The organism is Clostridium sp. TF06-15AC (genome assembly GCF_003481165.1).
In the GTDB taxonomy this organism is placed as follows: Bacteria; Bacillota; Clostridia; order Lachnospirales; family Lachnospiraceae; genus Otoolea; species Otoolea fessa.
Genome location: NZ_QUKS01000001.1, coordinates 623,779 through 638,301 on the forward strand (window position 1 = coordinate 623,779; position 14,523 = coordinate 638,301).

The 14,523-nt window shown below is 49.6% G+C and carries 15 protein-coding genes; all 15 read right to left on the bottom strand.

Features of this window, described 5'->3' with window-relative positions; translation table 11 throughout:
* Positions 1–32: 32 nt before the first annotated feature.
* The 15 genes from DXC57_RS02775 to DXC57_RS02845 all read right to left on the bottom strand — a co-directional run bounded on the left by DXC57_RS02775 (position 33) and on the right by DXC57_RS02845 (position 14,516).
* Entirely contained in the window at positions 33–1,145 is a 1,113-nt protein-coding gene (locus tag DXC57_RS02775) for a DUF4366 domain-containing protein (protein WP_117468867.1), read from the bottom strand.
* Complete coding sequence (locus tag DXC57_RS02780) at positions 1,135–1,380, bottom strand: DUF4315 family protein (protein WP_025577937.1); 246 nt, start codon at positions 1,378–1,380, stop codon at positions 1,135–1,137. Before DXC57_RS02780 ends, DXC57_RS02775 begins: the two co-directional genes overlap by 11 nt.
* Before the next feature lie 18 nt (positions 1,381–1,398).
* The gene (locus tag DXC57_RS02785) at positions 1,399–4,077 is read right to left on the bottom strand and encodes a CD1108 family mobile element protein (protein WP_118651054.1); all 2,679 of its coding nucleotides are present in this window, start codon (positions 4,075–4,077) and stop codon (positions 1,399–1,401) included.
* Positions 4,078–4,110: 33 nt separating this feature from the next.
* Positions 4,111–6,387 (bottom strand): VirB4-like conjugal transfer ATPase, CD1110 family, encoded by a 2,277-nt coding sequence (locus DXC57_RS02790; protein WP_117442489.1) that lies wholly within the window; start codon positions 6,385–6,387, stop codon positions 4,111–4,113.
* Between the two features lie 97 nt (positions 6,388–6,484).
* Positions 6,485–6,919, bottom strand: coding sequence for a PrgI family protein (locus tag DXC57_RS02795; RefSeq protein ID WP_117505240.1), 435 nt, complete (start codon positions 6,917–6,919; stop codon positions 6,485–6,487).
* 36 nt (positions 6,920–6,955) lie between these two features.
* The gene (locus tag DXC57_RS02800) at positions 6,956–7,702 is read right to left on the bottom strand and encodes a hypothetical protein (protein ID WP_243101265.1); all 747 of its coding nucleotides are present in this window, start codon (positions 7,700–7,702) and stop codon (positions 6,956–6,958) included.
* A complete protein-coding gene (locus tag DXC57_RS02805; RefSeq protein ID WP_118447551.1) occupies positions 7,699–8,256 on the bottom strand; it encodes an MT-A70 family methyltransferase in 558 nt (185 codons plus the stop codon). The genes DXC57_RS02800 and DXC57_RS02805 overlap by 4 nt, the downstream gene beginning before the upstream one ends.
* Positions 8,256–8,708, bottom strand: a complete 453-nt coding sequence (locus DXC57_RS02810; RefSeq protein WP_118651056.1) for a SpoVG family protein — start codon at positions 8,706–8,708, stop codon at positions 8,256–8,258. The genes DXC57_RS02805 and DXC57_RS02810 overlap by 1 nt, the downstream gene beginning before the upstream one ends.
* Before the next feature lie 38 nt (positions 8,709–8,746).
* Positions 8,747–9,610, bottom strand: coding sequence for a VirB6/TrbL-like conjugal transfer protein, CD1112 family (locus DXC57_RS02815; protein WP_005361084.1), 864 nt, complete (start codon positions 9,608–9,610; stop codon positions 8,747–8,749).
* 10 nt (positions 9,611–9,620) lie between these two features.
* Positions 9,621–9,836: a Maff2 family mobile element protein gene (locus DXC57_RS02820; protein ID WP_005361081.1), complete on the bottom strand. Its 216-nt coding sequence runs from the start codon at positions 9,834–9,836 to the stop codon at positions 9,621–9,623.
* 243 nt (positions 9,837–10,079) lie between these two features.
* Positions 10,080–11,924 carry a VirD4-like conjugal transfer protein, CD1115 family gene (locus DXC57_RS02825; protein ID WP_118651058.1) on the bottom strand — a complete coding sequence of 615 codons (1,845 nt, stop codon included), beginning with the start codon at positions 11,922–11,924 and terminating at the stop codon, positions 10,080–10,082.
* Entirely contained in the window at positions 11,921–12,397 is a 477-nt protein-coding gene (locus tag DXC57_RS02830) for a PcfB family protein (RefSeq protein ID WP_330421660.1), read from the bottom strand. The genes DXC57_RS02825 and DXC57_RS02830 overlap by 4 nt, the downstream gene beginning before the upstream one ends.
* A 45-nt stretch (positions 12,398–12,442) precedes the next feature.
* On the bottom strand, positions 12,443–13,258 hold the full coding sequence (locus DXC57_RS02835; RefSeq protein ID WP_118174139.1) for a hypothetical protein: 816 nt from the start codon (positions 13,256–13,258) through the stop codon (positions 12,443–12,445).
* Positions 13,259–13,275: 17 nt separating this feature from the next.
* Positions 13,276–13,692 (bottom strand): DUF3846 domain-containing protein, encoded by a 417-nt coding sequence (locus tag DXC57_RS02840; RefSeq protein WP_118651060.1) that lies wholly within the window; start codon positions 13,690–13,692, stop codon positions 13,276–13,278.
* Positions 13,689–14,516 (bottom strand): hypothetical protein, encoded by an 828-nt coding sequence (locus tag DXC57_RS02845; RefSeq protein ID WP_118651062.1) that lies wholly within the window; start codon positions 14,514–14,516, stop codon positions 13,689–13,691. The genes DXC57_RS02840 and DXC57_RS02845 overlap by 4 nt, the downstream gene beginning before the upstream one ends.
* Positions 14,517–14,523: the final 7 nt, after the last annotated feature.

The window sequence follows — 14,523 nt, forward strand, 5'->3', positions numbered from 1 at the left end:
TCCTCACTTTCATAAAATCTAAAAGGACAGCCTTATTTGCTGTCCTTGTCGTCAAAATCATCCTCGGAAAGATATTCCGGTTCCCCGTATGCCTCATCCGGGTCAAAGCCTTCGCCATAACCGTCATCCTCAAATTCCGCATCGTCCTCGGCCTGCTGTTTCGGACGCACGATTTTTACATAGTAACCGATCCCGCCGACCGCAAGTAAGGCAGCAAGGATAAACAGGATCGTGCCGACGCTGCCGGTTTCTTTCTTCGGCTTTTCCGGTTCTGCCGGTTTTTCAGTTTCCGCCGGCTTTTCTTTTCCTTTGCAGCCATTTAAGTCATTTTTGCAGACCGGACAGCCGGTATTAACCTTTCCTGCCTCACATTTTTCTGTGCAGTTACAGCTTTCTTCCTGGGGGATCATGCTCATGCTGCCATTGTTCTTTTCTGCAAGTGCCATCAGGTCAGACTCTGTGACGCCGTTTAAGAAGTAGACATTGTTATCTTCCCGTTTCCCGTCGATCACCAGATAAAAGACATTGCCCGCGTCCGTAGTGATGGTGTAAAACTGTTTTTCCCCATCCGTACCGCTGATGTTGTCCTGTACCGTTCCGGTGCCTTCCGGGGTAAATGCACCTTCCGGGATCGCAGAAGTATTTTCCTGCTGTCCGGTACTGTTATCTGAACCGGAAGAATTTCCGCCGCCGGAAGGGGTTGCAGCGTTTGAGCCGGAAGGTTTTTCTTCCTTAGGCGGTTTTGTCTGTGTACCGGACGGACTCTGGGGTGCTGTCGTAGCAGGTTTCTTTTCAGGAGCCGGTTCTTTGTAATACGGATTATCCAGCTTTACCACATCAGAACGGTTGCCGGCATAATCTTTTGCGTATATGCTTACCTGTTTTTCTGTTCCGGCATAATCTTTCAGTGCGACCGACGCTTTCCCGTCGGTGAGGGAGTTGATACGGTTTTCATCAACAAAGACCGCCTCCACGCCGGATAGATCGTCACTGCTTTCTATTTTCAGGGCATCGCCCTCCATGGAAGCAGTCAGCGTTGGAGGTGTGGTGTCTTTGGAACCGCCGGCATGAGCCGTTACAGGTAATGCGCTGACACTTACAAGAAGCGTAAGCGCCAGCAGCAGGGAAAGTTTTTTAAGCCTCATGCACATCCTCCTTCTCCTGCGGTAAAACAGTTTCCGAAGGGGCTGCCTGCTGTGATTTCAAAAAATCCGCAAGCTGCTGGGGCGTCAGTTTGAAACTGCGCGCCACCGCTACATAATCGGTATTTTCCAGCTCTGTTTTCTGTTCCTCCAGCTTATGGAGCTTTGCCTGCATTTCCGCAATCTTTGTTTTGGTCTTTTCAATTTCCTTTTCCAGTTTTTCAATTTTAGGATTCAATTTATTACCTCCAATCTGTTAAGGCAGACGCCCAAATGTATAAAAATGCTGCTGCCAGTAGCTTGTATTGATGTTTGCATAAGAAATCGGGTCTCCACAGTGGATCATCATTCCATTTCCCACATAGATCCCTACATGGCTTGCGCCGCTGGTGTTGTAGGTCCCCTGGAAGAAGATCAGGTCGCCCGGTTTTGCATCCGCACTTGATACCGGCGTACATACACCTAAAAGACCATCCGCGGTCAGCCTTCCGAAATTCCAGCCAACGCCGCAGTTGTTGATCACCCAGGACACATAGCCGGAACAGTCAAAGGAAGTGGAAGGGCTTGCGCCTCCCCATACATACGGATAGCCAAGATATTTTTCCGCCTCGGCCATCATTGCGGCAAACTGTTCATCCGCAAGGGCTTCCGGTGGAATGTCATAATCGAAGTAGTTTCCTGTGCCGCCTGAACCAACTTCCGGCAGGTGCCGTTCGCTGGTATCGCCGGTATCGGCAAAATACAGGGGATTCAAATACTGGCCGTCAACCAGGACTTCTAAGTGCAGGTGGGCCCCGGTAGAATTTCCGGTATTCCCGACCTTTGCAATCACATCCCCGGCTTTGACCTCCTGCCCGGCAGAAACAAGGATCTGGGAACAGTGCCCGTATTTGGTCGTCAGGGTATGTCCTTCGTATGCCTCGCCTTCAATAGCGACACACAAGCCATAACCGCCGGCATTTCCCGCAAGGGTGACCGTTCCGTCATGCCCGGCAAGGATCTCTGTGCCCTCCGTCATCCCGATGTCCACACCGGTGTGATAGTTCTTTTCCCCACTGATGGGATGTACCCGGTAGCCGTAATAACTGGTCACATAAGGGAGCCAGTTGGTGCCAAAGACATTTTTGACATACTGGCGGTTTCCTTTTGTCTGCAGCAGGATCTCGCAGATCTCTTTCTGGTCTGCGTTCATCCGGGAAACGACCAGGTTTTCTAGAGGTGTGACTGTGAGCTTGACATTTAAGATGCGCCATTCATAAGGCACTTCCTCCTGGGTTTCTTCCCCGGTTTCCGGATCAACGGAAGTTTCGGTGCGGTAACGGATCTCGGTTTCTTCTGAAAAGGACAGGGTATATTGTTCCTGGAAAAGCTGCCGCAGCACGCTTTCCACTTCATCGTAAGTAAATCCCTGATAAGCAGAAGTCAGATACCCCATCAGCACATACGGGTCATGCTCGATTGCGCCCAGGTTATACCGGTATTCGTCATAGCCGGGGCGGTCTGATTCCACCCGGTCTATTTCCATTTGCAGATCCGTTTCCCATTCGGTATAGGTAAGCTCCGCCTGGTTGATGTCCTGATCATCTGCAAGATAGGTAGAAGCAGCCAGACTTCCCAGACCGCCGGTCCCGATATTGGAGAACGTGGAAAACAGGGATGTGATCAGGAAAATTACCAAAAGGAGAAGCAGGAGGACAAGGCAGATTACAGGGTGCCGTTTGACCGCATGGACAATACCGACGCTGACCCTCTCTGTTGCGACTGCGGCATTTTTTGCCTGTTTCCCGGCTTCACGGGCAGCCTTGGCATACTGCCTTTTCAGTTTTTGTTTCTGCCATATCCGGGCAATCGCATGTTTCTTCAGCTCCGGGTGGTCGCTAAGAGCCTGCCGGTAAGCAAGTCTTGCGTTTGCTTTTGCTGATTTTTGCTGTAATTTCGCTGCCTTTCGGTAGGGGGCAGTTTTATGCCGGTGATATGCCGTGCGAAGCCCTGCCTCGCCCACAAGTTCAGAGCGGTGGGCTGCCTTGATGCCCACATTTTCATCCTCTGCCTCATAAATCTTTTTATGAGCGTAACCAATGGCAGTATTGGCGCCCGCCTTGACCGGACGCAGGGGTACAGGTCCTTTTACATGGACCTTTTGGGATTTGACCTCCTTTTCAAATTTTAAGTGTTTTTTGGCTTTTCCGGTCTCCGGGTCGGAAACCGTCTCCATGCGCAGTTTCTTCCGGGCAGGTAGACGATTTTGCGCCTGCTCTGCTTTTTGTGCAGTCCGTTCCGCCTTCCGTCTTGCATGGGTGAGCTTTTTATCCTTTGTCTCCGGCGGTAGTTCATCCGCAGTAAATTCCAGCTTGGATGTTTTCGGCGGTTCGCTATCCATACCCTTTTCCTTCTGCGCTGCCTGTTCCTCCGCCTGTGCCGCTTCCTGAAAACGCTGCTGATATTTGTTCCCATGCTGGTGTGTTCGGTAACGGTGTTCCTGACCGGATCTGTCTGTGCCGTTCGGTGGGGCTGAGCCTTCGGAAGAAGGAGCATATTTTCCGGTATCATGGTCTGTCACATCCTCTGTTACAAAAGAACGCCTGGAAGCCTCCTGCCGGAAATTGCTTCGCACGTTGTCCTGTATCGGGGGCGCTGTCCTGGTAGCATCCGGTGTCTCAAAGTGTTCCGAAAAACCATCCAAAGCGGTTGCATACGCTTCGCCCTGTTCCAGCAAGGACGCCGGTGTTTCCGGTGACAGATGGGAAAATTCCGTCTGTACAGGGATGTCCTGCCTGTGTGTCTTGCCGTTGACAGAAGAAGGGGTGTCCCGTGCCCTGCGCAGGTCAAAATCCTGTTCGGTCTGCCTGGCTGCCGGTTGATCCTCCCCGTGGGAATCACGCACCGGCATCCGGGTATCTTTGCGCCTCCTTTGAAATTCCCTGTCGTGTGCCATTGTTCTCACCTCCGATCCATTTTAATTTTTGTCTCACGCTTTGGTCCCCGCTACTTCATCCGGTCTTGTGGTAAGCACGCTGTACAAGAGTGTGTCCTTCGGGAAGTGGTCCACAAAAGGGATGATCACATTTCCAAAGAACAAAAGCCCCTCGCCGGGACCGGAATGGGTCACATAGGAAAGCTGGTGCGGGGAGATTCCCAACTGCTTTGCCAAAATCTGACGGTCTCCCTGGGCCTGGTTGAGCATATAGATAAAGTCCGAGTTCTCAAAAATATTTTCGATCTCACGGGAAGCCAGAAGGTCCTTGACATTCTGCGTTAAACCTGATGGGATTCCGCCCCATTTACGGAAGCGTTTCCAGATCTCCACGCTGAAACTTCCTGTCTGCCCTTTCAAAAGAAGATGGAATTCGTCGATATAGAACCAGGTTGTTTTATGTTTGGAGCGATTGGCCGTGACACGGTTCCACACCGCATCCTGCATGATCAAAAGCCCGATTTCCTTTAAGGCTTTTCCCAGTGACTTAAGCTGGAAACACAGTACCCGGTGTTTATCCATCTGGATATTGGAACGGTGGTTGAACACGTTAAGGGAACCATTGACATAGATTTCCAGCGCCGTTGCGATATTCTGTGCCTCCGGTTCAGACTGTTTCAAAAGCAGCTCGTAAAGATCACCTAAGATCGGCATATTTTCCGGGCACGGGTCCTGCAGGTATTCCCGGTACACCAGTCTGGTACAACGGTCGATGATCGTCCTTTCAATGGGGGAAAGTCCTTCTTTGCCGCCGATGATAAGGTCACACAGCGACAGGATAAAATCACTTTTCAAAGTGATCGGGTTTTCATCATCGGAATAGTCCAGATTGATGTCCATCGGGTTGATGTAGTTCGTGGAAGTAGGGGAAATATCAATGACCTGCCCCTGGGAACCGAACTGCTGTACCAGCGGCCCATACTCATTTTCCGGGTCGGCGATAATGATGTCGTCCTCCGTCAGAAGGAACACATTGACGATCTCACGCTTGGCAGAGAAAGATTTGCCGCTTCCTGGGGTACCGAGAAACAGCCCATTGGGGTTTTTCAGCGTTTTTCTGTTCGCCATGATCAAGTTATTGGAAAGGGCGTTCAGGCCGTAATACAATGCCTCGCCCTCCTGGAACAGTTCACAGGTGGTAAACGGTACAAAGATCGCTGTGCTGCTGGTCGTAAGCCCGCGCTCAATTTCAATCTGGTTCGTACCAAGAGCAAGCGAGGACATAAGCCCCTGTTCCTGCTGGTAATCCAGCCGTTTTAAGGCACAGTTGTATTTCTGTGCCACACCCGAAGCGGCAAAAATATCATTGAACAGCTTCTGACGTTTGGCAGCGATATTTTCCACCAGTACCGTCACAAGGAACATGCGCTCATTGCGGCTCTGTAAATCCTGCAAAAGATTTTTGGCTTCTTCTCCATAGGTGGCAAGGTCGGTGGGAATGATGTCCATGTCATACCCAGATCGGACCGCTTTCTTTTGTTCCTCAATGGTCATTTTCTGCAGGTCCGACATTTTACGCTTGATGTTTCGGATCGCCTGCGCCTGGTCGATAGACTGGATATGCAGGTTGACGGTCACGGCGTCGTTTAAGTCAAGAAGATCCGCTAAAAGCCGGTCGGTAAGCTCCGGCGCCAAAATCTGCAAAAAGGAGACAGCACCGGAATGATCGCCTACCCGGAATGTCTTTCCATCCTTTGAAAAAGACAGCCCGGATGGGGAAATGAAGTCTTTGGTAGAAAGACCGGTCTTAGGCAGATCCGACCACTGGAAATGAAACTTTTCCTGACCGTCCGGGTGAAGCTGGCTGTGAAGAAGCTCCAGACGTTCCAGTCCGTTTAAGGATCTTGCCTGGACTCCAAGGGTCTTGAAATTTGCCAGCACATCCGTTTCAATGCGTTCCAGACGCATTTTCGCAGTACGCAGGTCATCTGCCTCGATCCCAAAGGTAATGTATTTACGTTTGGTGAGACCGTTATTTCCTTTCTGCAACTGGTTCTTTAACATATCCCCGTATTCCCTGCGGATTCCGTCATACTCGTCGCCGCGGGGAGGGATGTCAATGCTTCTGGTAAAATCCTGCATATTGGCCCGCTGGTTGATAAAGGTAAGCTGCACATGGATCGAGGCGTCGAAGTAATTTAAGAAATCGCAGTAACCCTCGAAGATCTGTGCTTTATCATCTGCCTGTGCAAGCTGATAGTTAATATCAAAAAACTGCACCGTTTTGGTGTAAAGGGTATCAGTCAGCCGGCAGATCCCATCCCGGTACATTTCACGGTAGGGAATGCTCTGCTGGACCGTCTGCGGGGCATCTGCTTTCAGCCCGGCAAAAAAGCCGCCTTTTTTAGACGGCTTGGAACGGGCAGACTTAGTTTTGCCCTGCTTTGCATCGGCTCCGGTCTTTTTGGCCTGCCTGATGTTTTTTTGCAGACGCTTTTCCTGAGCTTCCTGCTGCTTGTTTTTTGGCAATCTTTGTAACCTCCTTCTTTGACATAGATTTATACAGGTTATCCGTCCTGTATGGACGGTCCTTCGGCCAGAGCTTATAACGGAGCCGGTTCTTCAAGATCTTTTCTGCCGGCTGCCCGTCACGCTCATACATGGCGAAGAAGAAAAAGGGCATCATCAGCCCGATCATCAAAAGTACAGCCGCCGAATTGCCGATCGCCCCGCGGGTAAAGAAATACACCGGAAGGCCGACAAGTCCGGCAAGGCTGAAACAAATAAGCTGGCGCTTCGTCAGATTGAAGGCCAGCTTAGTCTTAACTTTGGTTAAATCCTTTGGTACAGGTACATAAGGCATCTATACACCTCCCATCGTAATATAATTTCCGGCCCATTACCGTGCACCGAAATCGCGTACCGGTTTCTCCGCAGCCGGACATTCCCGCACTTCCTGAGCCGCATTTTGCAGCCGTGCCAGGACAGAAACAGCCGGCTCTCTCTGACACAGGTATTCCTGGCTGTCTCGGATTCCGGCAATATTTTCCCGAATATCCATATCCACGTCGAACACATCTGAAACCGGCATAAGCCAACGGTCTGCAAAGTATTTCAAAGGATTCTCAAGCGCCAGCACATCATCCAGCATTTCATCCCTGAACTCAAACTTTGTTGTCAGATAGGAATACGCCTCCTGCATGGCTGTAATTTCAGCAGCTTTTTCAATTAAGGATTCCTTATCTCTTGACATAAGGCTTTCCCTGTAAGCAAAGTAATTCTGTCCCAGCCGTTTCATCAGGAGCGTATATTTGTCCTGTGCGGAAGGTTCGCTTGTGAAATGTTCAAATTTTTGCTCTGCATCAATTTCTTTGAGAAGATCACAGATCGGGAAACTGTGTTCATGGTTATTTTCTTCCCAGCACCATCGGGCTACATCCAACGGGTCCTGAAAAGAAAGAAGCGACTCTACTTCCGCCGGAGTAAATACATGCTCAACCTTCAGATAATAGTGGAGTTCCGAAAGTCCCTGTAACTCGTAAATACTGCCGATGTTCTGTGCATCCAGCATATCCGCATGAACCTTCAAACACTCGTCCAGCCGTTCCATAAGCAGCCGCTTTGCATCTTGTTCTATCAAAATCACCCCTTTCGCTCCGGCATAGTCAGCGTACAGTTCACTTCATTGCCCCATACATCCCAGCCGGGTGTCTTTTGTCTTGCAAACAGCTCCACTCTGGGCTGATCGCCCATAAGCTTTACGATTTTATCCCGCACCTCGTCCGGTTTCTTGCTGTGCTGCTCAATATGGGAGATCACAAACTGATGGATTCCCGCACACTGGCGTTTCGGTCGGCCTCTGGTTGCCAGCAGGCAGACCTCCGCGTTTGAGCGGGTCCAAAAGCCCATACCATAAAACCAGCTATCCGCTTTCCGGTTCTGTTTGAGCCATAGAAAAGCCAGCGTTTTATATTTGAAACCCCAGGCATCGATCACCCGGAAGGCTTCATTAAGCTGCGGAAAGGTTGCCCACAGAAAGAGGGCGCTGTCTTTTGCGGCAAGTTCCGATACCGGCAGGGCACAGACTTCTTCAATGCTCATCGTGGGGTAATGGTTTTCCGCAACGCCGCTTCCATGTTTTCTGTCATAACTCCAGGGCGGATCGGCATAGATAATGCCGTACTGTTTCGTTTCCGGCATTAGCGAGCCTGCTCATTCTTAGATGGGGAAGATTTGGCCGGCTGTTCTTTGACCTTACCGGCATTTTCCTTCAATGTACCGGTCAGGGAAGGTTTTTCCGCAGCTCCCTTTGCCGCTTCAAGAGTCGCCTGCAAATTTTCAATAGCCTGGCCGTACCCATCAATGAGAGCATCGTTGAGCTGCTTGCGGAACTCTGCCGTAACCGGCCAGCAGACATCTTTCCAGTTGCCGCCCTTATCCTGGGTTGCGGGCATATTGACATACAGCCCCTTTTCACTGGAACAGATACGGAAGCCGTCGATCTTAAAGCATCCGCCAATCGTAACATTGGCAAACGCCAGCAGGTTTCCCATTGGAGCGATCGGACGCACGCGGACATCCAGCTTCATGCCGTTTGCCATTTCCGGCGTCTGTGTCTCCGATGCCATTTTTTCTGTATTGGTTTTACTCATATATGAAATCCTCCTTTTTAGAATTGGTTTTGTTCATGCTATCTTGCATTAAATATGGATTTGGATAACGAACCTGTCTTAAACAGGGCAAAAGCCAGCAGTACCGTATAACCCGCCGTTCCCCAGATCGCACCGTGCACGTCGCCGGACGATGGGATAGACTGGACCAGCACTGCATAAATGGCGACACAGATCAGGATCAAAAAACCCTGAAAGCCTAGGGCAAAAAGGGAACGCAGATACCCGGTTCCCATTTGTCCCCATTCCCGGTTTGCCATTGTGGAAAACGGGATCGGTGCAAGACTCACGGTTAAATAAATCTCGATCATACGGCCATATACAATGACAAAGATCACGATGGACAGTACCCACATACACAGATTGATGATGTTGGTTTCCAGCCACAGTCCAATCAGTTCCCACATTCCCATTGCTTCAAGCTGGGTTTCCAGGTCAGATAACGCCGCCTGCACATCCAGGTTCCCGTTTATGACACCGGCACTTTGCGACACCACATTTTGGGCCACATCAAAGACCGCCATCACAATCGTAAAACAGTTGGTGAGCAGGTAAGTGGCAACAAAAGTCTTGAAAATCCACTTGAAGATGTTGAATGTATCGAATTCGTGCATGTTGTTCTTTTCGAGAATCATCTGGATCAGTTCATACACCAGAACAAAGGTAAGGATCATGCCCGCAATGGGAATGACGACGGTTTCCGAAAGATTCTGGATCATGGAAAACACGCCGCCATTCCAGCCCTGCGGGGTCTGTCCTACCTGATTTGCCACATCCGCAACCTGGTTGTTGACGGAGTTGAAAATACTGGTGTACTGTCCGGTGATCGCATCGATCAGTCCCTCTTTAATCCAGTCTGTTATCCATTCAAACAGACTGCCCATAAGTCAGCCCTTAGCCGAACAGGCCGGAAAGCAGCGGAATCAGCGTTGCACCAACCAGAGCGATACCTCCGCCTGCCATAAGCTGCTTGATCCCCTGGGATTTTGCACCTGGGTTATCATTTCCGTAACCTTCGAGAAGGTTTACAACACCCCATGCGCCCAGACCTGCGCCCAGGGCGATCACAAGGATCTTCAAAGTATCAATCGCGCTTGCAAAAAATGCCATAATGTTCCTCCTTTAATTTCAGAAATTTTAATTTGTGATATGGCCGTATCAGGCCGGAAACAAAAAAAGCCGCCGCACTGTTTTTAGAAAAAATCTGTTTCAAACAGCACGGCGGCATGGGGCAGGAAAAATCCTGCGGTTATTTACTTTTCAGGGAGAATCACGAATCCTCAAAAATCCTCCTTTCATCGTGACAAAAACAAAGCCTGCCAGGGCGTCATGCTTTGACAGGCAGGAACAACTTTATAAAGTCTGGGAAGCCAGATCTTCGGCTGTGACTTCATAATTGCGGTATCGTTCACCGGGACGCATCGGCATCCGGGTAGAAAGAAACTTTTCGATATTAAAAGCGTTCTTCTCATTAAAATCGGAAAGCAGTTTGTAATTTGGGTGTTTGGTTATATCATATTTCCGGGAGAGGAACGGCCGCACACCCCTGATCTGCAGCAGACATTTACCCCCGTCCATGACTGCCAGTTCATCCACCGACATCAGATCCTTTCCCAGCTTTTGAAAATTTTGTCCGTGGGATTCCTGATTGCCCTTTGTGACACTGGTGTTATACAGGTCGATGGTCTCTTTCCCCAATAGGGAGTTCCAACTTTTTAAGGTGGTTTCTTCTTTGCCTCCTAAGAAAAGAGAGGCGTCACAGTTACCGATGATGGTGTCCAAGTTGTCTTTATACAGGGCTTTGAGCTGGCTTTGCGCCTGCAGCACCAGGCAGGCAGAGATCTCACGGCTTCGGATGGTCGCCATAAGACGCTCCAGGTTCGGGATCTGCCCGATATTTGCCGCCTCGTCGATCAGGCAGCGTACATGGATGGGAAGCCTTCCGCCATATACATCATCCGCCCGCTCACACAAGCGGTTAAACAAAATGGAATAGATCAGACTGATCAAAAATGCAAAGGTTCCGTCCGTATCACTCATAATAAGGAAAAGAGCAGTCCGTTCATCCCCCAGCATATCCAGATCCAGTTCGTCATACATGGTAATTTCCCTGACTTCTTTAATGTCAAAAGGAGCCAGCCTGGAAGCACAGGAAATAAGGATCGACTTCGCTGTTTTTCCGGCAGCGAGCTTATATTTCTTATATTGACGCAGGGCAAAATGATCCGGGTCTTTCTGTTCCAGCGCGTCAAAGAGAAGGTCAACGGCATTTTTGAACGACTCATCATCCTCACGGACTTCCATTGCGTTCAGCATTTCTACCAGTGTGGCAAAGTTCTGTTCGTTTGCCGGAGCCTCATAATAGATATATCCGATCAGTGCCGTATAGAGCAGGGTTTCTGCCTTGACCCAGAAATCGTCTCCGGCTTTTCCTTCGCCTTTGGTATTGGCGATCAGAGTCGTGACGATCTTCAAAATATCTTTCTCGGAGTGAATGTAGGCGAATGGGTTAAAGTGCATACTTTTCTGAAAATTGATCGTATTGAATACCCGTATTTTATAGGGCTCATAGATGATCTTTCCTTTTTCATTACGCACAGGCTTTCCGTCCTTGTCCAGCTTTGGCGTGCCTCGCTGCAACATCTTTCCGCATTCCACAAGAACTGTACCTTTCGGATCGGTGACGACGTAGGAACTGTGCATTTGCATCAGATTGGGCTTGATGAAAAAGCGCGTTTTTCCCGAACCTGATCCTCCGACTACCAGTACATTTTTATTTCTTGCATTGGCCGGATTTTTGGGCCTTCCGTTTAACATCAGTCCTTCACTTTGGGTAAGAATGATATTGTTTTCCGGCTTTGGGTCCATAAACGGGGCAATATCGGCTTTATTTCCCCAACGGGCTGAACCGTATTCCACATTTTTGCGGTATTTCTTAGCGTCTTTCCCTCTAAGATAGACTGCCAGCCGCATAATGGCTGCACCGCATAAACCGATCAGCCAGTCCATTGCCGCCCCCGGCCACATATTCTGAAACGCAAGGGCAAAGCCTTCGGACAGTCCTAACAGCTTTTGGGAAGCGTCTGCTCCAGGAGCCAGACGCACCGCCTCGCCCAGCTTGGCAAATACCAGAAGAAACAGAAGATACGGAAGATGGAGAATGACCTGTTTTTTCAGTGTTTCTGCATCGATCTTCATCGTTCCGGTCCTCCGTGTTCTTTGTTCTTTACACGGTCACGACCAAGCGACTGTGCCAGTTCTTTGAACTTATGAAGCTGTGTAAGCAGCGACGGTCTGCTGCTGCGTGTAAGGTCTTTCTTTGTATATTCCTTAAAAGCTGCCGTCAGTGCATCCGCCTGGTTTGCCTTGAAATATACCGTCCATTTTGGGGGATCGGTCCCAAGTTCCTTTTCTATATGGTAGCGTACCTGATGTTTTCTGGCATACCGTTCAAAAGAGCGGATTCGCCCTGAAACTTCAATGGTATTGGCTCCGGGGTCTTTATAAGTCAGCCGCTTCATGCTGTTGCGCCCGACTTTTGGCATTGTGTGTTCCTGTTCCATCTTTTGGAGTACCGCAGCAATAGCCGCACGCAGTACCCGCCCTGACAGTTTTGCTGCCTGTATAGAAACAGAAACCGTTCGTTGTTCGAGATCTTCCTGCAAGAGCATCCTCCTTTCTGATAAAATCGGTATTTATAATATGGAAATAACTTTTTACCGGCTTTCCCCAAGAACCTGCTGTCGGGAAGCGTGTTCAAAGGCTTTTGCTGCCTGATCGACCTGAATTTTAGCATGTTTCAAAAGCGTCTTGATGATCGTAGCCGGGCGTTCCTGTTCCTCCAGATGATCGACCATCCCTTTGCACTCATCCGGGAGGTATTCCGCCATATCTTTCAACACATCGGAAAAGTTACCCATAAAGCCCCAGCAGCTATCCGACAGTTCCCCGTTTTTATAAAGCTCAAACCCATAACATTCGCCACGCAGATAGGAATCGTAAGCAGCGACTTCGCTGCGCATCAGTGCGTCTGCTTTCTGACGGATAGCACCGGTCATCTTGTCAGCGTCAAATTCCCTTAGGGCATCTTCTTTGGAAACATAGATCCAGCCGACCTGTCCGCTGTCCCATTCTGCATGAGGAGCCCTGCCTGAGAAACTTTCTGTACTCATGGCAAGACCGGAGTGGTCGTAGAGATAGAGGGGGAGCATCAGATACTTTTCCGAAATTACTTTCTGCATTGCTTCATCGATCGCCCGTTCCTCTGTCTTTGGTCCATGCCGGAAACGGCTGCTTACAATGTTTACCATCCGTTCATAGCGTTTCATGCCGGCTTCATCATGTCCTACGGTATCTAAATACATTTCCCGCAGGAAGTCATCTTTGTCCATATAGTTGTGATGGTCGCCCAGCGCATAGCGGGGATGGAAGCATACCATCGTCCCGAAATGTTCATCTACCTCACGGGGAGAGATCAGAATATCGTCCGGCTGCACCATAAGGGCATAAGGTTCATTTACTGCCATTAACATAATTGGCTCCTTTCTTTCTACAAATCCGGGCCGGAATGGTGCATCATCGGTTTTTCCCTGTGTTCGTTGGTGGCAGGCTGTTTGACTGCAATAATCTCGCCGGCAATCCTTGCAAATTTTTCAGGGTACTTAAACTGCTCCCCGTATTTCTCCATCAGATCCGGGGAAAGGTCTGTAAAATCTTCCTCGCCAAGACCAACGATCAGAAAATTCCCGGACACAATATCATAAACGTGGCCGTCATCATCAAAGAGAGCCCGGTTCAGAGGCAGTCCCATCAGCTTGCCTTCATCATTGCAGATCAGAGCCACCGGGTCCTCATACGGATAGACCGCCTGAATGTCTCCACCCACTGCCGCCTGCAAAGATTTCAGACCGCTTTCAACCTCCGCAGCATAAGGGGACTTGCCCGGCTCTACCATTAACACTTTCATAACTGTATATCCTCCTTCTTTTTCATTGCCATACCGGGAGCGGCTGGCGTTTTTTCCTGGGTTTTTGCCACAGAGAGCTTCCCCAGGACGGAAGGCTTCTCCTGGTTTTGGGGCGTAAAAATACCGTCCTCCGAAACCTCGGCGGCATGTTCCGTTTTGGTCTGTTCCAGTCCTTCAACCGTATAACCAGGTAAGAGAGTGCCGTGAACCATAAAATGACGCTCATATTCTTTCGGAATTGGCGGGGAAATTTCCGTGAATAAATGGGAATAGGCTTTCTTCCGCCCGTCCAAGTATTTTATGGCTGCATTCTTATCTGTATATCGTTTCTGGTTTTGTCCGGCAATCTTTTCTCCATATCCCTGCTTCGGGGAATGAATACGGACTTCCCATGTCACATACCAGGCAACCGGAATACTCTGTTTTGTTTCCCTGTCATATTTCGTATCTTCCCAAATACTGCAGGTCATCTGATAGACCCGGTTGCTGATTTTCTGATCCGCCCTCCAGTTATCGGTGTCTTTCCACTGATTGCCGGTATGTACAATCTCCGGTGTACGAAGATATTCCAAAGCCCGGTTGATCGTCTGTGTCGCCGCTGCCTGCTGTTCCCACTGTTTTGCGGCAGCCACCACGAGTTCATAGGCTTTCTGCTCCCCGTCGATACTTCCTTGGCGCATAGCTTCCAGGCTATCGGTTCCCATTGTGATCAGAGTAGAAATGTCCACATTTTCACAAACTACGCTGTGTTCTATTTTAAGCTCTGATCCCGGCGTCAAGTAGTCGCCATATCGGTAGGCATGGTAATCCCTGTTTTCTTCCAAAATGCTG